General features: G+C 46.8%; 17 protein-coding genes. 10 read left to right on the top strand and 7 right to left on the bottom strand.

Annotation, left to right across the window (positions count from 1 at the left end):
- Positions 1–48: 48 nt before the first annotated feature.
- Positions 49–567 (top strand): GNAT family N-acetyltransferase, encoded by a 519-nt coding sequence (locus MHN33_RS03385; RefSeq protein WP_239395345.1) that lies wholly within the window; start codon positions 49–51, stop codon positions 565–567.
- Here MHN33_RS03385 and MHN33_RS03380 read toward each other — a convergent pair.
- The 4 genes from MHN33_RS03380 to MHN33_RS03365 are packed head-to-tail and all read right to left on the bottom strand — an operon-like array spanning position 548 to position 4,884.
- Positions 548–1,162, bottom strand: a complete 615-nt coding sequence (locus MHN33_RS03380) for a PqiC family protein (RefSeq protein ID WP_239395343.1) — start codon at positions 1,160–1,162, stop codon at positions 548–550. The two genes, MHN33_RS03385 and MHN33_RS03380, sit on opposite strands and share 20 nt — an antisense overlap.
- The gene (gene pqiB, locus MHN33_RS03375) at positions 1,162–2,820 is read right to left on the bottom strand and encodes an intermembrane transport protein PqiB (protein ID WP_239395341.1); all 1,659 of its coding nucleotides are present in this window, start codon (positions 2,818–2,820) and stop codon (positions 1,162–1,164) included. Before pqiB ends, MHN33_RS03380 begins: the two co-directional genes overlap by 1 nt.
- Complete coding sequence (locus MHN33_RS03370; protein WP_239395333.1) at positions 2,813–4,021, bottom strand: paraquat-inducible protein A; 1,209 nt, start codon at positions 4,019–4,021, stop codon at positions 2,813–2,815. Before MHN33_RS03370 ends, pqiB begins: the two co-directional genes overlap by 8 nt.
- A 59-nt stretch (positions 4,022–4,080) precedes the next feature.
- The gene (locus MHN33_RS03365; RefSeq protein WP_239395331.1) at positions 4,081–4,884 is read right to left on the bottom strand and encodes a thioesterase family protein; all 804 of its coding nucleotides are present in this window, start codon (positions 4,882–4,884) and stop codon (positions 4,081–4,083) included.
- A gap of 218 nt (positions 4,885–5,102) precedes the next feature.
- On the opposite strand from MHN33_RS03365, the gene dnaK reads away from it, so the two are divergent.
- From dnaK to MHN33_RS03335, 6 genes are all read left to right on the top strand, one after another.
- Complete coding sequence (dnaK, locus tag MHN33_RS03360; RefSeq protein ID WP_239395329.1) at positions 5,103–7,025, top strand: molecular chaperone DnaK; 1,923 nt, start codon at positions 5,103–5,105, stop codon at positions 7,023–7,025.
- Positions 7,026–7,253: 228 nt separating this feature from the next.
- Positions 7,254–8,384, top strand: a complete 1,131-nt coding sequence (gene dnaJ, locus MHN33_RS03355; RefSeq protein WP_239395311.1) for a molecular chaperone DnaJ — start codon at positions 7,254–7,256, stop codon at positions 8,382–8,384.
- A gap of 426 nt (positions 8,385–8,810) precedes the next feature.
- Complete coding sequence (locus tag MHN33_RS03350) at positions 8,811–9,269, top strand: aminoacyl-tRNA deacylase (protein ID WP_239395308.1); 459 nt, start codon at positions 8,811–8,813, stop codon at positions 9,267–9,269.
- Between the two features lie 475 nt (positions 9,270–9,744).
- The gene (locus MHN33_RS03345) at positions 9,745–11,997 is read left to right on the top strand and encodes an acyl-CoA dehydrogenase (RefSeq protein WP_239395306.1); all 2,253 of its coding nucleotides are present in this window, start codon (positions 9,745–9,747) and stop codon (positions 11,995–11,997) included.
- Between the two features lie 148 nt (positions 11,998–12,145).
- Positions 12,146–13,111, top strand: coding sequence for an ecdysteroid 22-kinase family protein (locus MHN33_RS03340; protein WP_239395304.1), 966 nt, complete (start codon positions 12,146–12,148; stop codon positions 13,109–13,111).
- A complete protein-coding gene (locus MHN33_RS03335; protein ID WP_239395302.1) occupies positions 13,105–13,920 on the top strand; it encodes a DMT family transporter in 816 nt (271 codons plus the stop codon). The genes MHN33_RS03340 and MHN33_RS03335 overlap by 7 nt, the downstream gene beginning before the upstream one ends.
- 66 nt (positions 13,921–13,986) lie before the next feature.
- On the opposite strand, the gene MHN33_RS03330 is transcribed toward MHN33_RS03335, so the two are convergent.
- Both MHN33_RS03330 and MHN33_RS03325 read right to left on the bottom strand, forming a co-directional pair.
- Positions 13,987–15,630, bottom strand: coding sequence for a S8 family serine peptidase (locus MHN33_RS03330; protein WP_239395300.1), 1,644 nt, complete (start codon positions 15,628–15,630; stop codon positions 13,987–13,989).
- Between the two features lie 189 nt (positions 15,631–15,819).
- Positions 15,820–16,872, bottom strand: coding sequence for an ABC transporter substrate-binding protein (locus MHN33_RS03325; protein WP_239395298.1), 1,053 nt, complete (start codon positions 16,870–16,872; stop codon positions 15,820–15,822).
- Positions 16,873–16,954: 82 nt separating this feature from the next.
- On the opposite strand from MHN33_RS03325, the gene MHN33_RS03320 reads away from it, so the two are divergent.
- Positions 16,955–17,350 carry a cytochrome b562 gene (locus tag MHN33_RS03320; RefSeq protein WP_239395295.1) on the top strand — a complete coding sequence of 132 codons (396 nt, stop codon included), beginning with the start codon at positions 16,955–16,957 and terminating at the stop codon, positions 17,348–17,350.
- 65 nt (positions 17,351–17,415) lie between these two features.
- Here the strand turns inward: MHN33_RS03320 and MHN33_RS03315 are convergent, their stop codons facing one another.
- On the bottom strand, positions 17,416–19,263 hold the full coding sequence (locus MHN33_RS03315; RefSeq protein WP_239395293.1) for a TonB-dependent receptor: 1,848 nt from the start codon (positions 19,261–19,263) through the stop codon (positions 17,416–17,418).
- Positions 19,264–19,524: 261 nt separating this feature from the next.
- Between MHN33_RS03315 and MHN33_RS03310 the strand changes: the two genes are divergently transcribed.
- Positions 19,525–22,932: a rhombosortase-dependent cadherin domain-containing protein gene (locus MHN33_RS03310; RefSeq protein WP_239395291.1), complete on the top strand. Its 3,408-nt coding sequence runs from the start codon at positions 19,525–19,527 to the stop codon at positions 22,930–22,932.
- Between the two features lie 221 nt (positions 22,933–23,153).
- Positions 23,154–23,411: a hypothetical protein gene (locus tag MHN33_RS03305; protein ID WP_239396649.1), complete on the top strand. Its 258-nt coding sequence runs from the start codon at positions 23,154–23,156 to the stop codon at positions 23,409–23,411.
- Positions 23,412–23,436: the final 25 nt, after the last annotated feature.

Raw genomic sequence — 23,436 nt, 5'->3', positions numbered from 1 at the left:
AGTTGTAACCCATGGGGCAAATTGCCCCATTTTTAAGGATGTACTTTAATGTCAGATATCGTAACGCATACACAGCGGCTGATTATTCGCAGGGCGCAAATTACCGACGCGGAGTTAATTTTTGAATTGCTCAACCAAAAAAGCTTCATTGAAAACGTTGCTGATAAACAGATCCGAACCCTGGCTGATGCTCAAAAATATATTGAAAGTGCGTTTTTCGCACCTTACGATTTAGCTGCGCCAAGCCCATATATTGTAGCACTGAATGATGGTACGGCCATTGGTATATGTGGGCTTTATCAGCGACCCTACCTGGCGTTTCCGGATTTAGGCTATGCATTTCTGGATAGCTATTCTGGTAAAGGCTACGCCTTTGAAGCAGCCGATGCATTATTGTCGTTTATTCGCAACTGTGGTAAGCATAAGGCTCTCGGAGCTATCACAACACCGACTAATACGGCGAGTAACAAGTTGTTGAACAAATTGAACTTTATTTTAGTAGGTACGTTTGAATTGGTGCCTGGCATGGGGCAGACTAACCTGTACGTCAATCTGCTGCGTGACTAGGGCCTTGTGCATCGATCTCCAGGTGTAATTGTGCCATTAACTGCTGCCAGTTTTGCTGGTGAGCAACGATCAACGCATTGAAACCATCTTGTGATAGTGGAGACCGGTATTCAAAATGTCTTACATCAAGTAACTCATTACCTTGCTCCGTTATTCGATATAAATGCCAGGCCCCTTTTAAGAGAGCACCTTGCTGGTAGTGACCAGCCAGGTCGGACACTTCAATAAGCAGCTTGTAGTCGCCAGGCTTGATATCGCTGGCATGGGCCGAAAGCACAGGCGAGAAGCCTGCGTTATCCAGATATCTAAGCGTTGCTTTTGTAAGTAGCAGCTTGGGGTGCTCTGCCCAGTAGTGGTAGTTAGCAATATGCACTTTGTGTGCTTCGATGTACTGAACAAGCGCTTGCTGATCAGCAACACCAACTATATTCACCTGGTCAACGTACACCCTGTGATCATGTGTAGTAAGCGCATTGTTGTTTTGGCTTACTGGTGCGTCAGGCACTGAGCCAAATCGGTAGTACTGATACTGGGCAGGATCAGAGCCTGCACACCCTGCTAATGCGATAGCTAATAATGCAATGACGGCTTTCACTAGCGTTGCTTCCTGGGTTCAGGATCTGCCTGCGTCTCTTTATCGAACAATAACATATTGGGTTGTTCATTAAGCCCCTTTGACACCGGCTTCAGAGAGTTGCTCAAGCTTTCCAGCTCTTGCAGTGTATCTGTCAACTGTTCGACCATACCTGAACCTTTTTGATAGTTGTTCAGCGTTTTCTCAAATTGTTTCAGGCTGGCTGTCAGCTGCGCCAGTGTTCCCTGTAATTGTGTTAAGTTCTTTTCCACTTTTTCTGATACTTTCGTTGTGTTGAAACTGTTTACCAGTGCCTGCGTTTCATTTGCTAACGCAGTGAACGCCTGCATTGTTCTTTGCGCCTCAACGAGCGAGTTGTCCAGTGGCAATTTATTGAGCTTGTTCAACAAAGCCATTACTTGCTCAGACAAGGCGGTAAATCCACTGGGCACACTCGGCAACACCGGGTACGCGTAATTCATCCCTAAACTGGTCGGAGGGGTCGAGTTGTAAAAATCTAGTTCTATATATACCGCACCTGTTAAAATATTGCCACTTTTTAGTGAGGCTCTTAGGCCATTTTTAACCCATTGTTCTATATTTTCTTGCCAATATTGTTTGGCTTTCGCATCAACTTCATAGATGCGTCCGTACTCAATTTTGATTAATACGGGGATGGATGTGTTGCCTTGCTGGAAGTACAAAGGCTGCCCGTCACGTTCTAGTCTTGCAGGTACTTGCTCTACCGTTCCGACCCGCATGCCACGGTATTCCACCGGGGCGCCTGGTTTTAGACCACGAATTGACTGCTCAAACTCAACCAGATAATGGTCAAACAAATCAAAACGTCGTTCCAATGCAACAGCAAAATTCTGGTGCAATGTAAACGAACGACCCTCAGCTGAGACTTCTCCACTCCCTTGGTCAGGTGGATAGTCGATTGATATGCCACCTTTAATCATTTTCGCCAAAGAGCCGGTATTCAGGTTTATCCCTTCACTGGTTAATGAGAGTTCAACTCCTGAGTTGATCCAAAAAATGGCATTATGAGTAATGAGTTTGTCATATGGAGAATCGATAAAGATACCGTATTCCATTTGTAGTGACTCTGTATTAAACACGGCGCTTTCAATCTGACCTATATGATAGTTGCGAAAGAAAATGCCAGTCCCTACATCCAACACTTCACCGCTGGTAGAGCTGAGTCGATACCGCAGGCCCTCCACGTCAGTGGATATAAGTGCGGGCTGGTCCTGAAGCGTGTAAAGGCTAGTGCGCAGTTTGCTTTCGCCTGGTAACAGCTCGATGTAAACGCCGGATAACAGAGTATTGAGCCCACTGATCCCGGACTGGTCAATTCGGGGCTTTACAATCCAGAATTTGGCATCTTCGGTCAGTAAGCTATCATAGTGCTTATCAATTCGGACGGTAGCAACCACAGCTTTTTGTTCAACTTGCAGGCGCAAAGATTCCACCACGCCAATTTTAACGCTTCTTACTCTAATTTCTGTCTTGCCCGCGATGACACCATCTGCATTCTTCATCTTGATGTATATTTGATGGCCTTTATTCTGCTGATGCTGGTAGAGCATCCAGCCGGTGATCAACACAGCCAATAAGGGCACAATCCAGATGACTGAAAGCCTGGGCTTGGGCTCGATATGCGCTTCTTTATTCATGTTTTTTTAAGGAGTCCCAAAGTAGTCGAGGGTCAAAATTGTTTACAGCAAAAATCTGGCAAATAACCATAGCAGTAAAAAATACAATGCCTGGCTGCGGCTCAACGCTCAGTACAGTACCAAGCTGAACCAGAGAAACCAAGAGGATCACGACGAAAACGTCTATCATTGACCATTTTCCAACCGCTTCCAGCGCGCGATAGAACTTGGCCGTCACTTTTGGGTTAACTGGGCGTCTGACACGATACAGTAAATAGAACAGAGTACCCGCTTTGAGCAGGGGAATGCATATGCTGGCAATGAAGATCACAATTGCGATAGGGTACGAGCCATTTCGCCATAATACTTCAACACCGCCATATATTGTCGCAGGGGTGTGTAAGCCGAGATTGATTGTATCCATAATAGGAAACGACAGAGCAGGGACCATAAAAACCAGAGAGGTTAGCATCCAGGCTGCGCTGCGTGTAACCGAGTTACTTTTTCGATAGCTTAGTTTTGCAAGGCAGCGAGGGCAGTGTTCACTGCGGCTAATCTGCTGGCAGACATGGCACTGCTTTAACTTCTGCGAGCTTGCGCGTTTGGCACAGTGTTCAATCGTGGGGGTGAAATGTGCTTGTTGTAACTGCCACAGCTGATGTTGGCTCAATAAAGACAGGGTTTCGATAAAGCAGAGCACAAACAGTATGTACGCCCAGAAGCCAAGCCCTACCTCTATTTCCGCAAATGCAGTTAGTTTAAACGCACTGATTAACACCGCGACCAAAAATATATCAGCAAGGTTGAGTGGTCTGAGGGCCATAATGAATTTTGCGACAGCACGAGCATTATGCGGATTTAGCTTTTGCCATATCGGAGTGTGGACCAACAGGATAAGCGTGCTGGCGACAAGGGGTAAAATAACAATACTGGTGCAAAGCAATGCGGCTAAAAATACGCTGTAGTTTTGTGCAAGCTGCATGATCGCAGCCATCAAACTGATAGTTTGCTTAAGACCATGTTGTGCGTACGAAATAAAGTGAGGTTGTAAGCTCAACAGAAGAAATATGATAGATGACAGGCTGAAAGCGGCTATCCATTGTGTATAGTTGTGCTGAGTAGTGGCTAATACATTACCACAGTGTGGACAAACAGCTCTTTGCTGCTCGCCCAATTCTCTGATAGATACTAAATAATCACAATGCTGACAGGCGACTATCACTGTTTAACCAATACTTTAACTGACTCCTGCCTATAGTGTGATTGACTTACCTGTATTTATCAACTGTCAAATACCGCAACGGTTTGTCTGCTCAGTGCCAGTAATTTGCCGTCTTGTGAAAAGAGTTTCGCGTCTTCGATAGCGTAACCATGCTCCGCCTGGTGTGTGACGGCCTCCATCGCAAACCATTCAGAGCTCGTTAACTCAATTTCGTTGAGAAACTCAATATACCATGACATGCTACTTGCCGGAGTTGGTCCCGTGCAAAGTTGCAGCAAAGTGGGTGGCCAGGCATCAGCAAGCGCAAGTAAGTGCAGCACAGACAGATGAGATTCAGCGGGTGTTTTGAACTTCATCCAACCACCAAGGTGGCTTGAGTCGGCGCCACTGAAGGGTAAAGCACCCTGTTGAAGATTTAAGTCGATATGTTGAATAAAATCGGGCATTACACCTTCTATATAGGGCAGGGTTTGTTCGTGGTTCACTTTAGTTAAAGTACAAGCGTCACCAGCGGGCACTGTAATTACAGAATCACGCGGTTTACCAAAGCAGGCCAGGGCAACGAGACAAACCTGGTCATTTTGCGTGATGGTCGTTTGCATTTGAGTGGCATTTTTACCTGACCTCAGTAATTTCGTATCAAGCTCAAAAGGCTGTTCGCTCAACAGCGGACCAACAAAATTACAGCTAAAAGAAAGTAGGCGCCTGTTTTGTTCACCAAGCTGATGCAACATGCTTTGTAACATTAAGGCTGCGGACAGGCCGCCAAACACCGTTCTGCCCTGGCCCCAGCTTGCTGGTAACGTCAGTTGTGCCTGTGCGTTTTTTAAAACAGGTAAAGAAATAAGTTGATCGAATGTCATCACGGTTTACTTTTGGTTAGTTCTTTAAGTCATCTATCTGGTCATACCAGAATGGAAATGTCAAATTGCCGTGTTTTTTGATGAAAAAAACGGCATAGCGAAAAAAAATAAAAAAAAACCACATTTTTTTTGTTGTGACGCTTGAATTACAAATTGCCGCCCCTATTTATCAAGTCATCTAACAGAACAACGAATTTTTGAAGTCGGAGAAGATTCACATGGGTAAAATTATTGGAATCGATTTAGGTACTACTAACTCTTGCGTAGCGGTACTTGATGGTGATAAGACACGCGTTATTGAAAACGCTGAAGGGGATCGTACAACGCCATCGGTTATTGCATTTACCGAAGAGGGCGAAACGTTAGTAGGTCAACCGGCAAAACGTCAGGCTGTGACTAACCCTCAAAATACACTGTATGCAATCAAGCGTTTGATCGGTCGTCGTTTTGAAGATGAAGAGGTTCAGCGTGACATCGGCATCATGCCATTTAAGATTGTAAAAGCTGACAATGGTGATGCCTGGGTTGAAGTACGCGGCGAAAAGCGTGCCGCACCTCAGATTTCTGCTGAAGTCCTGAAGAAAATGAAAAAGACTGCCGAGGATTTCCTGGGTGAAGAAGTAACAGAAGCAGTAATCACTGTTCCAGCTTACTTCAACGATTCTCAACGTCAGGCAACCAAAGACGCTGGCCGTATTGCGGGTCTTGATGTAAAACGTATCATCAACGAGCCAACTGCTGCGGCACTTGCCTACGGTATGGACAAGAAGCAAGGCGATAACGTTGTTGCAGTTTATGACTTAGGTGGTGGTACATTCGATATCTCAATCATCGAGATTGATGAAGTTGAAGGCGAGCACACATTCGAAGTACTTGCGACTAACGGTGATACACACTTAGGTGGTGAAGATTTCGATAACCGCGTAATCAACTACCTGGTTGCTGAATTCAAGAAAGATCAGGGTATTGACCTGAAAACTGACCCACTGGCAATGCAGCGTGTGAAAGAAGCCGCTGAAAAAGCGAAAATCGAGCTTTCATCTGCGCAGCAAACAGAGGTGAACCTGCCTTATGTTACTGCTGATGCAACAGGTCCTAAGCACATGAACGTGAAGTTAACTCGTGCAAAACTTGAGTCTTTAGTTGAAGATCTGGTTGCACAGTCAATTGAGCCGCTTAAGCGTGCACTGGCCGATGCAGATCTGTCTGTAGGTGACGTAAATGACATCATCCTGGTGGGTGGTCAAACACGTATGCCTCTGGTCCAGAAGAAAGTGGCTGAGTTCTTTGGTAAAGAGCCTCGCAAAGACGTAAACCCTGATGAAGCAGTAGCAGTAGGTGCTGCGGTTCAAGGTGGTGTACTTGCAGGTGACGTTAAAGACGTACTACTGCTTGACGTTTGTCCTCTGTCTCTGGGTATTGAGACTATGGGACAGGTGATGACTGCGTTGATTGAGAAAAACACGACTATCCCTACTAAGAAGTCACAAACTTTCTCTACAGCAGAAGACAACCAGTCTGCGGTAACGATTCATGTATTGCAAGGTGAGCGTAAGCGTTCAAGCGACAATAAGTCTCTCGGCCAGTTCAATCTGGAGGGGATTCGCCCTGCACAGCGTGGTGTACCACAAATCGAAGTCACGTTTGATGTTGACGCGGATGGTATCTTGCATGTATCTGCGAAAGATAAAGATACAGGCAAGGAGCAGAAGATCACTATTCAGGCATCTTCAGGTTTGAGCGACGATGAAATTGAAAACATGGTGCGTGATGCAGAAGCGAATGCTGAAGAAGACAAGAAGTTCGAAGAGCTGGTAGGCGCTCGTAACCAGGCTGATGCTTTGGTTCACGCTACTCGTAAGCAAGTAGAAGAAGCGGGTGATGACCTGCCAGCAGATGACAAAACTGCGATTGAAGCAGCTCTGTCTGACCTTGAAGCAGCCATCAAAGGTGACAGCAAAGAAGAAATCGATGCTAAGACACAGGCGCTTGCAGAGAAGTCTCAAAAGCTGATGGAAATTGCTCAGGCGAAAGCTCAGGCACAACAGGCTGGCGGCGCTGATGCTGGTGCACAGCAGTCAACTAAGGCTGATGACGATGTAGTTGACGCCGAGTTTGAAGAAGTGAAAGACGACAAGTAATTGTTGACTTGCAAGAGCACACAGGCATGACCTGCTGTGCTCAACAGGGCCTGTTTATCCTTCAAGTTCTAAAGAATGGCAGAGGTAAACAGGCTCTGACGTATTTAAATTTTGGCGATAAATGGATTGTAAACCGAGGTCAAAAACCTCTTGAGTAACGCAATGAACCAACCTTCGCCAGGCGGTCATCACAATGGCTGATCGCTCAGTAAGAATTGTGTGAGAACTATGTCAAAACAAGACTATTACGACGTTCTTGGGGTATCTAAAGACGCCGGTGAACGTGATATTAAAAAGGCCTATAAGCGCTTAGCAATGAAGTATCACCCAGACAGAACGGCGGGCGATGCAGAATTAGAAGCAAAGTTTAAGGAAGTAAAAGAAGCCTACGAAGTCTTAACGGATAGTCAAAAACGCCAGATGTATGATCAATACGGCCATGCTGCCTTTGAACAAAACGGTGGTGCAGGCCATGGTGGATTTGGCGGCGGTGCTGATTTTGGTGACATTTTCGGGGACGTATTCGGTGATATTTTTGGAGGCGGTCGACGTCAGTCACGCCAGCAGCGTGGGGCAGATCTGCGATACAATTTAGATCTGAGTCTTGAGGATGCGGTACGAGGCAAAGAAGTCGAGATCCAGGTGCCAACCTGGGTTTCCTGTAAGCCGTGCGATGGCAGTGGTGCAAAATCCGGGTCCAAGCCTAAAACCTGTTCAACCTGTCATGGTGCAGGTCAGGTGCAAATGCGGCAAGGTTTCTTTGCGGTTCAGCAAACTTGTCCTACATGTCAGGGGACCGGACAGGTTATTTCAGATCCTTGCGATAGTTGTCATGGCCAGGGTCGAGTTGAGAAAACCAAGACTCTGTCTGTAAAGATCCCTGCGGGTGTTGATACGGGTGACCGCATCAGACTTTCTGGCGAGGGTGAAGCAGGCATGCACGGAGCGCCAGCGGGTGACTTATATGTTCAGGTGAGTGTACGAGAACACCCTATTTTTGTTCGCGATGGTAATAATTTATATTGTGAAGTGCCTATCAGCTACACGACAGCAGCATTAGGTGGTGAAATTGAAGTACCTACCCTGGATGGTCGAGCAAATCTAAAAGTACCTACCGAGAGCCAGACTGGCAAAATGTTCAGAATGCGTGGAAAAGGTGTAAAATCAGTGCGCAGCGGCGCTGTGGGTGACTTGATCTGTAAAGTCGTGATTGAAACTCCGGTTAACCTCAATGAAAGACAAAAAGAACTATTAAAAGAGCTTGAAGAGAGCATGGGCAGTGATGCGGGTAAAAACCGACCGAAAGCCCAGGGATTCTTTGATGGTGTAAAGAAATTCTTTGATGATCTGACCAAGTAAGTCGACACACGTCGTGTACTGAGTCAATCGCTCGAAAAATAAACGGCGCTTATATTGCGCCGTTTTCTCTCAGTTTAACAGCATGAGATAGTCCATATCTCCAGTGCATTTGCATGCCAGCACCGTTCGACTGTGTCCTGTTAAGAGAAGTCCATCGCTGCAACCTAATCGTTTACACTTGGACGCACAGGCCACACTGCTTTCCCAAAAGTGGTATTCACTGGTCAAAAAAGATAGAGCAACGTAGCTAACCGCACATACGACCACGATACGAACAAGATGCCTGCTCATAACGACTCCAAGCTGTATTAATACAGTGCGTGTAGAGTTAATAAGACTTTAGTCTAAATTGACGTTTTGTCTACCTTAAAATAGGGTTATTCTTGACGACACGCGTTTGAATCATTTAAGACAGCCAGTAAGACTATGACACCGGCAATACAGCTACTTAAAAAGTATGAGATCAGCCACGAAATACTCAAGTTTGAACATGATCCGGATATCACTGACTTTGCACAGGAAGTCACAGACGTGTTGGCGCTTGCACCTCAGCAAGTGTTTAAAACTTTGGTGATATGCGTTGATGGTCGACTCGTTGTTGCCGTCACACCCTCTACTCAGCTTGTTGATTTAAAGGCGTTTGCTAAAAGTTGTAAGGGTAAAAAAGCACAGCTTGCAACACAGCAGCAGGCTGAAAACGCAACCGGTTACCAGCTGGGTGGGATCAGCCCGTTTGCGCATAAAAAACGCTTACCGGTGCGATTACATATTTCAGCGCTCAGTTATAAAACGATTTATGTCAGTGGCGGTCGGCGGGGCTTGGAGCTGGCGGTTAGCCCGGATGCGCTCAAAGCACTATGTTTAGCTGAGGTCGCTGATTTTTAGGCTTTCAGATTGTTAATACCAATTTTCTTAATACCTGGTCAATTTGAGGAGCAAATATAGTGCTAACGGTGTTAAAAATTTCTCATTTAGAACCTTTTACCTAAGGTATTCGTTCGCAATTTTTTGCCTCGCCTATATGGATGTGTGCCTCACCGGTAGCAGGACGCGGGAGCAGTGTTATCGACCCTATTTTCTCGCCTCAAAATAGAACACTTAATTAAGCAGATTGGTAGTACTTTAAAATGCCTGTTTGACTCAGAGTGACGCAATCGTTCAATTTGACACTTCAATAGTATAAAAAACACCCAAAAAATTCAATTCAGCGAACACTTGTAAGCTATTAATTATTTAGAAATTTTTTAAACAACTCAGACCTTACAGTAAAAAAGCCGTTAAAAAATGACATAGAGTAATTGATCTAAACGAGATTTTGTGCCGTAATGTAACCATATCAATCTGGTCGGATGAGTTTATTATGAGTTTAAGAACACAACTAAGAAAAATATTGCCAAGCATTTCGGTGACTGAACAAGAAGCACTCGATGCGGGTGATGTATGGCTTGAAGGCTCTATCTATCGCGGGAAACCAGACTTCGACGCATTGCGCGCGGTACCGGAAGCCAAATTGAGCAGTGAAGAGCAAGCGTTTTTGGACGGTCCTGTGCAAGAACTAATGGCGATGATTGACGATTCTGTGATACAGAACGAAAAGCATTTGCCAGAGCATATCCTTGAGTTTTTGAAAAAAGAGCGCTTTTTCTCTTTGATCATTCCTAAAGAGTACGGCGGCAGAGAGTTCAGCCCGTATGCAAATTCAACCATCGTGGGCACAATTGCAACTAAGTCTTCGGCTGTTGCTGTGACTGTGATGGTCCCAAACTCGCTTGGTCCCGGCGAGCTGCTCATGCACTACGGCACCAAAGAGCAGCAAGCACACTATTTGCCGCGCCTTGCTAATGGTACGGATATCCCGTGTTTTGCATTGACCAGCCCTGAGGCAGGTTCGGATGCCGGTGGTATTCCTGACCAAGGTATTGTTACCAAAGGTCAGTATAACGGCGAAGAGGTGCTGGGTCTGGAAGTCACCTGGGATAAGCGTTACATCACACTTGCGCCTATCGCGACCGTACTGGGTCTGGCATTTAAAGTTTTCGATCCGCAAGGTTTACTCGGCGGCAAAGAATCATTGGGGATAACCTGTGCCTTGATCCCTAAATCGCATCCAGGTGTCGAGCTTGGCAATCGTCATGATCCTATGGGGATCCGTTTTTACAACGGCACAACACGCGGCGAAAAAGTCTTTATTCCAATGGACTTCATTATTGGCGGCCAACAGAACATAGGCCGTGGCTGGCAAATGCTGGTTAGTTGTCTGGGCGCGGGTCGTGGTATTTCACTGCCTGCACTGGGTGTATCCACCAGCCAGGTTGCACTGAAATCGGCATCTGAGTACGCGGCGGTTCGCGAACAGTTTGGCCTTGCCATCGGTCAGTTCGAAGGTATTCAGGAAAAGCTGGCTGATATTGCTGGTAAAACTTACCTGCAGGAAGCTATGCGCGTATTGACCACAGAAGGTTTGGGTATGGGCTTGAAGCCTTCCGTTGTGACCGCGATTGCGAAATACCACATGACAGAAACGGGCCGTGACGTACTGGATTCGGCAATGGATATTCTGGCAGGTAAAGCAATCCAGAATGGTCCTCAGAATACGCTGGCAAGTGGTTATGTTGCTCAACCTATCGCAATTACGGTAGAAGGTGCCAACATTCTTACCCGTAACCTGATGATTTTTGGTCAGGGTGTGATGCGTTGTCATCCATACCTGCAGTCAATGGTCGAAGCAATCCACAGCGAAGAAGCGAATGCCGACAAAACCTTCAATAAGATTTTGCGCCAAACAGTGGGTTACAGTGTGGCAAACAGCTTGCGTGCATTCAAACTCGGTGTGCTGCCATTTACCGCAAGCAGTAAATCGAGTCTGCCTGAAGTACAGCCTTATGAGAAGGCGGCACAGCGTCTGTCCGCTAAGCTGGCTGTTTATGCTGATTTCTCCTTGCTGATCTTGGGCGGTAAGCTTAAGCAAGCTGAGATGTTATCTGCGCGTTTGGGCGATGTAATGAGCTATCTTTATGCGGCTATGGCTTCAATCAAATATTACGAGCAGAAAGTAGCTGTAACCGACCGTGAAGCCGCAGCACCTTATTTTCATTACGCGACACGCTATGCCTTGGTTGAAGCAGAGCAAGCGCTGCATAAGTTCCTGGATAATTTCCCGGCACCGGGCACGCGTAAGTTTATGCGGGTGCTGACAATGCAGTTTAGCCATTCAATGCCACAGATCAACGACGACATGGTACGTGAGCTGGCGACAGCGGCACAGTTAGATACAGCGTTTAAAGCGCAACTGACACACCTGGTTAAGCCTCAAGCGGGTGACGGACACGACATTAACGAGCAGGCTTATAAAGCCAAGATCGCGTGTCTGGACTTACTGAGTAAAGTTAAAAAAGCACTTAAAAAGCGTGAAATCAAAGCGGGTGTACGCTTCTACGAAACGCTGGACAATGCACTGATAGCCAAGGTTATCAACGAGACCGAATACGCACAATTGATCGATTACAATCGCAAGCGGGAGAAAGCGATCCGCGTTGACGAGTTTGATTTTGACTTGAACTTACTGGACGAGAAAGCCGAATCTGACACAGTCAAATCGGTCGTAAATCAATAACGCTGATTGTTAGTTATCTCTTTAAAACCTCGTTTATTCGGGGTTTTTTTGTAATTATGCTTTGCTTGCACGCCTGGGTAGAATAAGGCAGACATGTTACACTGGTAAAAAGTATCGGCTTAATGCCACTAAGATTTGAGGGAGTGTAATGGCAACCTGTGCACTTATTTCGCATGTTATGACCTTGCTGCCAGATTCACAACACAGCCAGGTGCTATGGAGCGGATGTGGTCACATCTATAAGTTCACTTATCAGGACACGTTGCTTGTTGCAAAAGTCGCGACAGTTCCCGAACAGCTGGCACACCCTCATATCACGCAAAGCCAACACTCATTACGTCGTAAATATCATTCTTATCAGAAAGAGCTGAACTTTTATCAGCACAGAGCACAATGGTATATTGATGCTTGCCCCATGCCTGAAGTAGTGGTGTTGGCAGAGCAGAATGCGGTTTTTATCGTGGTTTTTAAGGATTTTGAGTCACAGGGATATCACAATGTCAGTAATGCGACGCCTGAGCATGTTGCACAAATGCTGGAGTGGCTTGCGCGTTTCCACGCCATCGGGTTAGTTCGCCCTGTACTGACGGAAACAGAAGTGCAGGGTAACTACTGGCACCTGGACACTCGCCCGGATGAATTCGCCCGTATGGCGACTGGTAAATTAAAGCAGTGCGCGTCTGCCATAAATCAAAGACTGATGGCGTGTCCCTTTCAGACTTTGATCCATGGTGATGCAAAACTCGCAAATTTTGCTTTGTCCAGTCAGGGGGTAGGGGTACTGGGTTACGATTTTCAGCATATCGGCAAGGGAGTGGGCGTAAGCGATGTGATGTTGCTACTGACCAGTTTGTATTGCTCACGCGAACTGCAGGCAAATGTACAAATATGTCTTGATGGATATTTTGCTCACCTGGCACAGGCGTTGGCAGGGCACTGGCCGGTGACAAAAATAATTGCACTTGAAAAAAGCTGGCGAGCACTATGGCCATTCGTTTGGGCTGACTTTCAGCGTTTCTTACTGGGCTGGAAGCCAGACCACCAAAAACTGACACCATATATGCTTCACCAAAGTGAATTGTGCCTTGAACAGCTCAGTGACGTATCATGCTGAGTGCATTTTTTAGCGCGCTATGTTGGGCGTGTTTTGATTTTCTGCGTAAGCAATTGGCACGAGAATTTAGCGCGCCTCTGATGTCAGTTATGTTCAGCTTACTGGTATTACCCGGGTATCTGGTTTACTGGGTGTTGCAGCAAGCGCCTGTGCCCGACATTGCTTACTTTGTTCCGGGCACTATCAGTGGGTTGCTCGCGGCAATTGGCAGTGTGTGTTTTATTCGCGGTCTGGCAATTGGCAAAATTGCTGTGATGTTGCCCTTGTTGTCTGTTACCCCTGTCGTGTCAGGTGCTTTTGCCTGGCTCTGGTTAGATGAGCCGCTTGGTGATATTCAAATGTTAGCGCTCGGGGCCATTACTCTGGGTTCTTTTATCCTGCAAGGCGGCAGATTTTCAATCCGCGAAAAGGGGGCAGGGTATGTGCTGATAACCGCGTTGTGCTGGGGAATGTGTATAGTATTTGATAAACAAGCTTTGCAACATAGTGAAGTCAGCTTTCACTTAGTCTATCTAACCGCGTCAGTGGTTGTGATCAATAGCCTGGTGTTTAGACCTGAGTTGTCGTTTAAACTGTTATTGCACTCAAAGTGGTTATGGGCTTGTGCTGCGCTGGTTTTTGCCTTTGCTGTAGTTGGTCAGCTGTTCGCTCTGCAGCAGCTGCAGCCGGGAGTGATGGAAGCCGTAAAACGTGCAATTGGGATTTCCAGTGCCGCTCTGCTTGGTGTCTATTTTTACAAAGAAGCGCTTAAAGGCTATCAATGGTTCAGTATTGCCGTCATTCTGGCAGGAACTTTAGCTTTGTGTTAATGGAGCAAACAGTTAGCTTGCTCCACAAGCGACTACCTCATCCGTGAGCGCGGTCTTCATTTTGATTTATTGGCATTGTGCGCCTTTGCGCCATACATTGCTGAAAATATCAGGGCGTGCAGCCAGTGACCACCAGGTCGCCTGATACTCATAACCGCTGTAAGATACTTTGTCGCCAGTGTTATAATAGGTGCCAGCATTCCACGCCTCAACACCACTACAACCGCCTCCGTTGCCGCCATCTGTAACCGTAACATTCAGGCTCTTTGATGCGGTTTTGTTGTTCGCACCTGTAACCGTCAGGGTGACGTTGTAGGTGCCAGCTTGTGCATATGTGTGGCTTGGACTGGTCTGCGAGCTAGAACTACCATCTCCGAAGCTCCAGCTGTAAGTGCCGGCACTTGACTTGTTGCTAAACTGAACGCTCAGGCCATTCGCCGTGGCACTGAAATCTGCAACCAAAACAGGCTGATCACTACATCCGGCGTCAACCAGATAATCATAAGCGGCTTTTGCCTGTACGATGCCATGCCCGTAGTAGTTATCGCGCCCAGCTGCACCTTTATCTTTTGCTGTAGCATTCAGGGCTGAGCGGATCTGGTCAGCACTACATTGCGGAAAATTACTCCAAACAAGGGCTGCAACGCCTGAGACGTGAGGCGTTGCCATCGAAGTACCACTGATGCTCTTATAGCGGTTGTCATTCCATGTTGAGTTGACGCCTACACCTGGTCCGGCAATTTCAACCTGACTATTGTACTGTGAGAATGATGCTACACTCTCTGAGCTATCTACGGCTGCAACGGAAACCACAGCATCGTAAGATGCTGGGTAACTGAACGAGCTGTTTGAACCATTACCTGCGGCGGCAATGTGGAGCATGCCGCGCTGCGCACTTGAAGCAAAGGCGTTACGCTCTGCTGCAGAGCTGCCGCTGCCACCCAAGCTCATGCTGGTCACATCGGCACCGGCTGCTTCACACTGTTCAATCGCCTTAATTAGATCTGAACCATACGCCCAACGGCCCTGGTCATTGAAGACCTTAACGATATGTAAACCAAGTTGACCCGACGGGTTGACACCTACAACGCCCTGGCCATTGCCACCAAGAGCGGCAATTGTACCAGCTACGTGTGTACCGTGACCGTTTCCATCCTGATACCAGTTACCTGTGTCATTCGAACCATGGCCATCATTTCCGGTTATACCTGTACTGGGCAGATCAGGGTGACCACGAGTATAACCTGTGTCCATAATACACACTTTTTTATTACCCGAGCTGGCGTCACTGACCTGATTAGCCTGGACCATGTTAATTCCATAAGGGACAGACTCCGCATATGGGACAACCGACTCGCTGAGCACCTCTGGCAGATACCGCTTAGGGTCGACTTCAATTGACTCGATGTTGCCACCTGCTTCAAGAGCAGCGAGTTGTTCAGGGGTCAGCTCCATGACAACGGCATTGACACTCGGCAGTGTTTCTATGGCGTGGGCATTGGCTTGTGTCGCAATGCTGGCAAGCCCTTGTGCTTTAAACTGAGTAAGCTCAGCACCTGAAATTCGCATCGGCAAGGTTTTGGCGACTGCCGAATCCTTAACTGTGACAATGACACGCTGTGTATCTGCGGCCTGAGCTGTGCCGAGTGCCGCAGTGACACCCAATGCAAGTAAAGAGTATTTTACGCTTGTTAGAACTTTGGTTTTCATAAGTTTACCTATATTACATGTTGTTAACCCTTATAACTAAAACAGGGAATGCTAGCGCTGTCAATAATGAAAAAATCAGGAAAATTTAGCAGGGGAAATTTTATACTATATGTGGATGTTTCGTAGATTGAAGTTTGTTGCAAATGCAACTTGAGTGGTATTTTATTTTCCAGACTCAGAATAAAAAAATTAAAATTTTAATTGCTGATTCAGTGTCTTAATATTGTAACTTTGGCCGCTGCCGGTGAATAGTTTAAAGTCAATGTCATTTAAATTGGCTCCATGGATAGCTCGATACAAAGGTCTGAAATTTTCAGAATATGGCTGAAAAATAGCAATTTTCTGTTCTCCGATTGCACTGATTTTACGGTTGTGGAATTTCCTGATTTCTGTCAGTAAGTAACCGCCCAGCAGCACATGTCCACCCAGTGAAACGTCAATGATATCTTCATGGCCTTGATCCCAGTTAATGCCTCCGACACGTAACTGCTCCCTGAGGTTGAGATCTGTAGCAGCACGCGCTGCACCCCGAGCGATGGCGTCATTCGCGCACCAGATAAGCCGTGTATCGGGAAATCGTTGTAGCAGCCCGGTTGCCAATTCGTAGGCATTTTGCTCGGACCATTGCGCATCGACACGCTCAACCAGGTTTACACCATAAGTCCGGTTGGTATAGCCAAGCAGGCCTTGCTCGCGCTCAATGGCGGCATTAGTGGCGACATCTCCGAGCAGAGCAAGCATAACATGACGATCAGCGCCCTGACTGTTGTCGTCAGGTAATGATTCATGTAATAGTTTTGCGAGCATTCTGCCGGCCTGGTAATTATCAGGCGTAACCGAGCCGAGCACGCCAATGCCTTTGGCTGCTATCCGTTTTAGTGCGAGTTTATCCGGACTATTGAGTAAAAATGCAACGCGTTTATGCTCACCTGGCACTGTCAGCAGAGCATCAGTTATTACGCCTTTTTCGTCAACAAGGATTAAATAATCGGCAGAAGAGCTGAGTGCTTCCTGCGCCAGTTTCTTCATGTGAATATGATTTCTCTCGGCGTACACTGTAGTGAGTGCTATGTCGAGATCTTGCGCGGCGGCTTCCATGATCTTTGTAACGTTATGCCAGAACGCACCAGTCGGATTAACTTGCTTATTACCCGGGTTAACAAAGGTGACAGTGATCGTTTGTGCAAAACCTGTGAAGGTGACAAAGAACAGCAGCACAATCGGTGAGATTAAATGTTTCATTGTGCTCCTCTATGTCTGGTCGAACAGTTTGTTTGCGACGCATTTACTTATATACTAGCCCATTGTTGATTAAGGGGGGAAAATGAGTCGCTTGATAATATTTCTTTTTTCTATGTGCTTTGCTCAAGCTGTCGTTGCGCAGCCGGGGCAGGATCTCAATCAGACGATGAAGAATATGGGACATGCTTACAAACAGGCAATGGAAGCTCAACAAGCAGAAGAGGTCAACAAGCATCTTGAAACTATGTTGCTTTTGATCCAGCAGAGTAAGCAACATAATTTCAAAGCTGATGTAAAAGCACAGTCACTGCAAGGGCTGAATAAGGTATCAGAAGTGATCAGTCAGGCGCAAAGCTTGCTGGCTCAGGCACAAGTACAACAAGCCAAGCACTTGCTTAAACAGGTAGACGGATTGAGGAAGGAATACCATGCGTTTCATGAGCCACCAGGTTTCTGGGAGCTTCTGTTTGGCAAATAGTCAGCCGAAAAGATGAGTTAAAGTGGAGAGTTGCGTGTTTTAGCGCAACCCTCAGGTCGAAAGGGTTAGATTTGCCAGCTAAGGTCAAACTTAATTGTACGCTCGGCATGAAACGGAGCGTCTTCGTCTGCGGTGGTTTTGTGAAGGCGGTTGAACAGGTTTAATATGCCAGCACGCAGTGTCCAGTTTTCATCCATATACCAGTTCAAGTTCAGGTCTACCACAAGGCTTTTGTCCAGATCTGCTTCACCTGAGCCTGGTTGATGCTTTGCCAGTTGATAGTTTAATGCGCTCTTGAATTCAAAAGACTGCCATGCATAGTGGCCTGATAAGCTGAATTTACGCGGGGCGATATCTGAAAGGGGCTCACCAGAGTCGCTTTCACCTTGCTGATGTGTGTATCCGAGCGTATAAGACAGTGCATCGCTCACCTCAATATGAGTTGAAATTTCAGCACCAGAAATGGTTGCCTGCTCAAGGTTGAGATAGGTTCTGTCACCTGAGGTTAGTTTTACTCGTTCAATATAGTCATCCAGACGGGTATGGAACAGATTCAGGGTAGTCTCTGTGCGTTTGCCATCAAGGCGATAGGTGAACTCGACTCCCTGGCTGGTTTCCGGGTCAAGCTGTGGGTTGCCCACTGTATTTCCTCGCGGTGTCACACCATTAAAGTATAATTCTGTCAGCGTTGGAAATCTGAATGCACTGGCATAGCTCAGTGACACACTGTGTGCTTGCCATTGTCTGGTCAAGCTAAGACTGTGGCTGAGATGGTTATCGGATTTACTGACACCGAAGTTGTCGGCCGAAAAGTGATCAAAGCGTGCGCCAAAGTCTGCCCGCCAGTTTTGTCGCTCCCAGATACCATTCATAAATGCAGCCAAGTTATCTTGCTGACCATCCAGCAAGGTATTGATGGCCGGGTCAGCCATTGTTTTGAGGTTAGATTCCTGATCTGTGATCGAAACCCCACGCCTGGCTGTCCAGTCAAGACCAGCGCGCATGGGCAGGTTATTCCAGTTAAATTCATGATACAGGTTAGCGCCGAGTGTGTGAGACTGATACTCGGTCAGATTATGCCGCTTGCTAACGCGCAGCACATCGCTGTCCCAGTTCTGATAGTGATGGAACACGTTAACCAACCATTGCTCAGATTTGACTGACACTTGTGCCAGGCTGTGTAAGTCCTCCGGATATATGGCAACCTGGCTCTCAGGATACGTTATACTGTTTTTCCCAACATTTTTACTAATAGAGGGAAGCCACGACATATTCAGCTCAATGCCATCCGTTAGCTGGTGTTTGTATCTGACACTGGAAGAGAACTGTTCATAGCCATTGTTGAGCTGATCGCCATTGGGCGCATAGCTGCGGTCTTTTTTCCTGTAAGCGAATGCCAGGTTGTAATTATCTTCACCTGTAATCGCAAGGATACGACGCCCACTTCCCGTGTCTTCGAAGCCCAGTTCCAGCGTGTCTTGCTCACCCTGAACTGAGTTCATTGCTATCACACCGCCGATCGCTTCTGATCCATACAGCATAGCAGCAGGGCCCTTTTGTACACTCGCAAGTTGTAACAGACCAGGGTCGATAAAAGACGCAGAATTGCCAGCGCGTCGATCGGTTAGCAAAACAATCCCATTGACTTGCGTTCTTACCCGCCAGCGACTGAGGCCACGAATGCTATAGCTTTGATATAGCCCACCCTGACCATTCAGAGAGACGCCGGGAACCTGAACAATCCAATCTGCAATCGTGTTGCTCGCACCATGCAGATCGTCCTTGCCAATATGACTAATGTTAACGTTTGTAAATGGCTCAGATGCAAGTAAATTTTTCCCGCCAATGACTTCAATTGTTTCAATGGCGCTGCCTTGCGCCGCGATAGTGGATAAAAGTAAAAACTGGATCATGTACTGCTAACCCTAAATTAACTGCTTTGACTCGTTAAGAAACCATTCATGTTTGATGAATTTCTGTTATTGTTACAGTTAAATGTACCTTTAATTGATAATGCAGTTAAGAGAAATGCGGTGAAATGATGGTGTTTGTAACTTTACGCATTTGTGCTTAACTTTGTTGATGTTTTTAAGGGGTGAACGGCTTGCGGTTAAATTTGCATATCTGTTCGCTTACATTCAATTAAAACTATAACTACTTAAGAAGGGATAAATATGAAACTCTTACATCCTGTGAGCCTCGCAGTTGCAGTTGCGCTAGGCGGTGCCAGTTACCTGGCCTATCAAAATGCGCAACCAAGTATGTACGAACAAAAAGCGGATTACCTGGCTGCCAAGGCAGAGAAAAAAGCCAATTCACCAAAGCGCTATGACAAACCTAAAGAAGCGCAAGAGTTTTATATTTCTCAGCGTCTGCCTAAAGGCGCTGAAACATTGCCGACTGAGAAATACTCTAAAGCATTAGCTCACATTAAAACGATGCAGCGCTACTCACTGGCTGATAGCAAAGTCGTTTTTGATTACACGCCTCGTATGAACTCTTTTGATGGCATCAATCGTGAGCTGGGTCAGTGGGAAGAGCTGGGACCTGGCAATATCGGTGGCCGTACAAGAACTTTGATCATCCACCCAACAGAACATGACATCATGTATACGGCGGGCGTTGCTGGTGGCGTGTGGAAAACAACCGATGCCGGTCAATCCTGGCAGCCGCTGAGCGATTTAGCGACTAACCTCGCGGTTACAACGTTGACATTCGCTCCGAATGATCCCAATACCATTTATGCCGGAACGGGTGAAGGTTTCTTCAATGCTGATGCTATCCGTGGTGATGGTATTTTTAGATCTACAGATGGTGGTGCAACCTGGGAGCAGCTTGAGGCAACCGCCAGTAACGAGCTATTCCACTACACAAATAAAATCGTGTTCAGCAAAAATGACCCAGCCACCCTTTATGCGGCAACGCGTGGCGGTGTGCAGCGTTCAAAAGACAGTGGCGTGAGCTGGGAAACGGTGTTTGTCGCTGAGGGCGCTGCGGTTGGATGTACTGACTTAACTCTGGTTGACGATGGTGATAAAGATGTATTAGTCACTGCCTGTGGTTCGTTTGACACCGGCGGTATCCATCGCAGTGCGGACAGCGGTGACAGCTGGGCAACAGTATTGGCAGTACCAAATCAGGGTCGCTCTACCATTGCTGCAGCCCCGTCAGACAGCAACATCATGTACGCCTTACTGGCTAACATCAATGATCACGGTATGGAAGCTGTTTATAAATCTGAAGATATGGGTTTAACCTGGAATACGACAGTGACCCGTGATTCGGCAGACGCCTATAGCAGACTGCTGTTGAGTAACACGGTTTATGGTTTATTCCCTCAGTGTGGTTACGGTCCTGAGCCCCAGTATTACAACCAGGGTTGGTACGACAACATCATCGCAGTTGACCCTGTAAACCCTGACGTAGTCTGGACTGGTGGTATTGATTTATTCCGCTCTGACGATGGTGGCCAATCATTCGTGCCGACCAGTATCTGGTGGTTTGATATGACGCACCCGCTGTATGCGCACGCTGATCAGCACACGCTGGTATTCCACCCGGCTTATGACGGTGTTAATAACACGACCTTGTTTGCGGGTAACGACGGCGGTATCCAACGTACAGACAATGCACTGGATGCAAGGCTTGACTTGTCTCAGGTGTGTGGTGCAACGAATGACCCTACAGGTAAGGTGAACTGGCAGACGCTAAACAATGGCTATGCGGTAACGCAATTCTATCATGGTACTGTGATGCCAGACGGCACAGCCTACTTTGGCGGTACTCAGGATAATGGTACTTTGCTTGGAAGCGATGGCGGCTTTAATGAATGGCGTGAAATCACCGGTGGTGACGGCGGCTGGACTGCGGTTGATCCAACCAACCCGGACGTGATGTTCTCTGAGTATACTCGTCTGTCGCTACAGAAATCGACCGATGGCGGTGTAACATTTGCTAATTCAGTCAATGGTATTACCGGTGACGGTTTCCCGTTTATCACCCGTTTCGAAATGGCGCCATCTAATCCTCAGGTTCTGTGGATAGGTGGTGCTCAGCTATGGCGTACAACCGATCAGGCTGAAAACTGGGTTGCTGGTAGCCCTGTTCTGGACAGTTCAGTGTATGCAATTGGCATCGCACCGCAGGATGAAAATATCGTTGCAGCCGGTACACGAGAAGGCTACATCTACATTAATTACGCAGCGGGCGCAGCGGATGCTGAGCAACCCTGGCACAGTTTCAAGATTGGTGCTGAGGACGAACGTGCTACGATAAGTGCTATCGCGTTTGACCCATCCGATGCCCAAATAGCTTATGCAACTGTGTCTACATTCGATCAGGCGCATGTCTGGAAAACCACAGATGGTGGTAAGAGCTGGTTGCCTATCGATAAAGATATTCCAAACGTACCTGCGACTTCGGTAGCTGTTGATCCAAATAATCCACAGCGCGTTATCATTGGTACGGATCTGGGCGTATTTATTTCTGTTGACGGTGGTGAAAACTGGTTTGCCGATGGTTCAGGCTTGGCGAATACCAATATTGCTAAAGTTGCTTTCCACAATAACGAAGTGTTTGCATTTACTCATGGGCGTAGTGCATACAAGGTGCCGTTAGCGACCTTTGGTAAGGTTGAGCTTAATACCCTGGAGGACACGGAACTGAGTGTGACTCCTGCCTTTGTAAGCCGGTTCTCCAAAGAGGCTTTTGCAACGGTAGAAATCATTGTTGCACCGGAGTCTGGTGCACTTATGTTAGAAGGTGACGTGCTTACTGCTGGTTCCGTAGTGGCAGCAGATAAATTTGCCCAGGTTGTCTATTTACCACACGCTGATTACAGTGGTGAGGACAACTTCACACTGAACGGCACGCCTGAAGGTTCAGACGTAGCCGAAGAGGTAATGGTTGATTTGACAATTGAAGCGGTGAATGATGCGCCTGTCTTCGATGAGTTAGACGACATTATCTTAACTCTGGGTGATAAGATTGGCATGAACTTTAATGACAAAGTGTCTGATGTCGATAGCGAATCGATTAAGTTGTCCATGGAGCCTAAAATCTCTGGACTGACTCTGGTTAATGGCGTATTAATTGGCACGGCAGAGGAAGCATTTAGCGGAGACGTTAAGCTAATCGCGAGTGATGGTGAAGCAGAAACCACAACAAGTTTTGTCATTGACATTGCTGAGCGTGCGCCCGTCATTGAGCTGCAACAGAGATTCGAGGTGTTTGAAAATACAGCTGTAGGCACAATCATTGGCCAGCTGGCATTTAGTGATCCGGATGCAGATGTTTCTCCGGTGACTGCATTCCATGTATATGGCGATGATTCATTCACGATTGACGTTGAAGGTAACATCACCGTTGCCAGAGAGCTTGATTTTGAGTACCAGGAGTTGGCTGTTTTAGGAGTTCAGGCTGAAGATACCTTTGGTCATATGTCTAAACACACAACGGTCAATGTAAAAATCAAAGACCTGCGTGGCGATGATGACGATGATAACGACGGTGATTCAGGGTCGTTCTCGTGGCTCGCATTGCTGAGCTTGCCGTTGGCAATGCTTCGCAGAAGACGTAAATAAGTAATTCCTGAAATTGACAAAGAGCGAGTTGGTGAAAACTGACTCGCTTTTTTGTCTCTGGTATGTGTCCTAAGAAAAGGGTATTTGAGCTGTTTTCTGCGCAATAGATTACTTTTTATAACGAATTGTTGATAGATTGAGCGAACAGCATACAAAGCACTGGATATTCCAAACTAGGCTGATATAACTAGCTATGGATTGAGAAACAGGAATTCGTTATGATGGACAAAACACAACAATTGGATAATAGCGTCATCGCTGAATTACAAAATAAAGATCATTCAGAGCAATTGAAACAACTGGACAATCTAAGCTGCACACATGGCGATATTATTGAGCTATTGGCACAGTATCTCGCTTTGAGCGAGCAGGATGATGACAGTCAGTTTGATACCTGGTACGACGCTCTATGCCAGGATCAGCTTAGAGTCTTGAAGGCGTTTGAAATCTTCAGAGCCCACTATGAGCAGGCTCACTAAAGAATAAGCTGAACATTGAGAGGTC

The sequence above is a fragment of the Pseudoalteromonas sp. OOF1S-7 genome, assembly GCF_022347765.1.
Classification (GTDB): domain Bacteria; phylum Pseudomonadota; class Gammaproteobacteria; order Enterobacterales; family Alteromonadaceae; genus Pseudoalteromonas.
The sequence above is the reverse complement of the archived record's forward strand: the minus strand, read 5'-3'. Positions and strand labels throughout refer to the sequence as shown.

What these genes read in the sequence shown, in the direction of transcription:
- MHN33_RS03385 (WP_239395345.1), top strand. Translation starts at nt 49, where the DNA reads ATGTCAGATATCGTAACGCATACACAGCGGCTGATTATTCGCAGGGCG.
- pqiB (WP_239395341.1), bottom strand. Translation starts at nt 2,820, where the DNA reads ATGAATAAAGAAGCGCATATCGAGCCCAAGCCCAGGCTTTCAGTCATC.
- MHN33_RS03365 (WP_239395331.1), bottom strand. Translation starts at nt 4,884, where the DNA reads ATGACATTCGATCAACTTATTTCTTTACCTGTTTTAAAAAACGCACAG.
- dnaK (WP_239395329.1), top strand. Translation starts at nt 5,103, where the DNA reads ATGGGTAAAATTATTGGAATCGATTTAGGTACTACTAACTCTTGCGTA.
- dnaJ (WP_239395311.1), top strand. Translation starts at nt 7,254, where the DNA reads ATGTCAAAACAAGACTATTACGACGTTCTTGGGGTATCTAAAGACGCC.
- MHN33_RS03350 (WP_239395308.1), top strand. Translation starts at nt 8,811, where the DNA reads ATGACACCGGCAATACAGCTACTTAAAAAGTATGAGATCAGCCACGAA.
- MHN33_RS03345 (WP_239395306.1), top strand. Translation starts at nt 9,745, where the DNA reads ATGAGTTTAAGAACACAACTAAGAAAAATATTGCCAAGCATTTCGGTG.
- MHN33_RS03340 (WP_239395304.1), top strand. Translation starts at nt 12,146, where the DNA reads ATGGCAACCTGTGCACTTATTTCGCATGTTATGACCTTGCTGCCAGAT.
- MHN33_RS03335 (WP_239395302.1), top strand. Translation starts at nt 13,105, where the DNA reads ATGCTGAGTGCATTTTTTAGCGCGCTATGTTGGGCGTGTTTTGATTTT.
- MHN33_RS03330 (WP_239395300.1), bottom strand. Translation starts at nt 15,630, where the DNA reads ATGAAAACCAAAGTTCTAACAAGCGTAAAATACTCTTTACTTGCATTG.
- MHN33_RS03325 (WP_239395298.1), bottom strand. Translation starts at nt 16,872, where the DNA reads ATGAAACATTTAATCTCACCGATTGTGCTGCTGTTCTTTGTCACCTTC.
- MHN33_RS03320 (WP_239395295.1), top strand. Translation starts at nt 16,955, where the DNA reads ATGAGTCGCTTGATAATATTTCTTTTTTCTATGTGCTTTGCTCAAGCT.
- MHN33_RS03315 (WP_239395293.1), bottom strand. Translation starts at nt 19,263, where the DNA reads ATGATCCAGTTTTTACTTTTATCCACTATCGCGGCGCAAGGCAGCGCC.
- MHN33_RS03310 (WP_239395291.1), top strand. Translation starts at nt 19,525, where the DNA reads ATGAAACTCTTACATCCTGTGAGCCTCGCAGTTGCAGTTGCGCTAGGC.
- MHN33_RS03305 (WP_239396649.1), top strand. Translation starts at nt 23,154, where the DNA reads ATGGACAAAACACAACAATTGGATAATAGCGTCATCGCTGAATTACAA.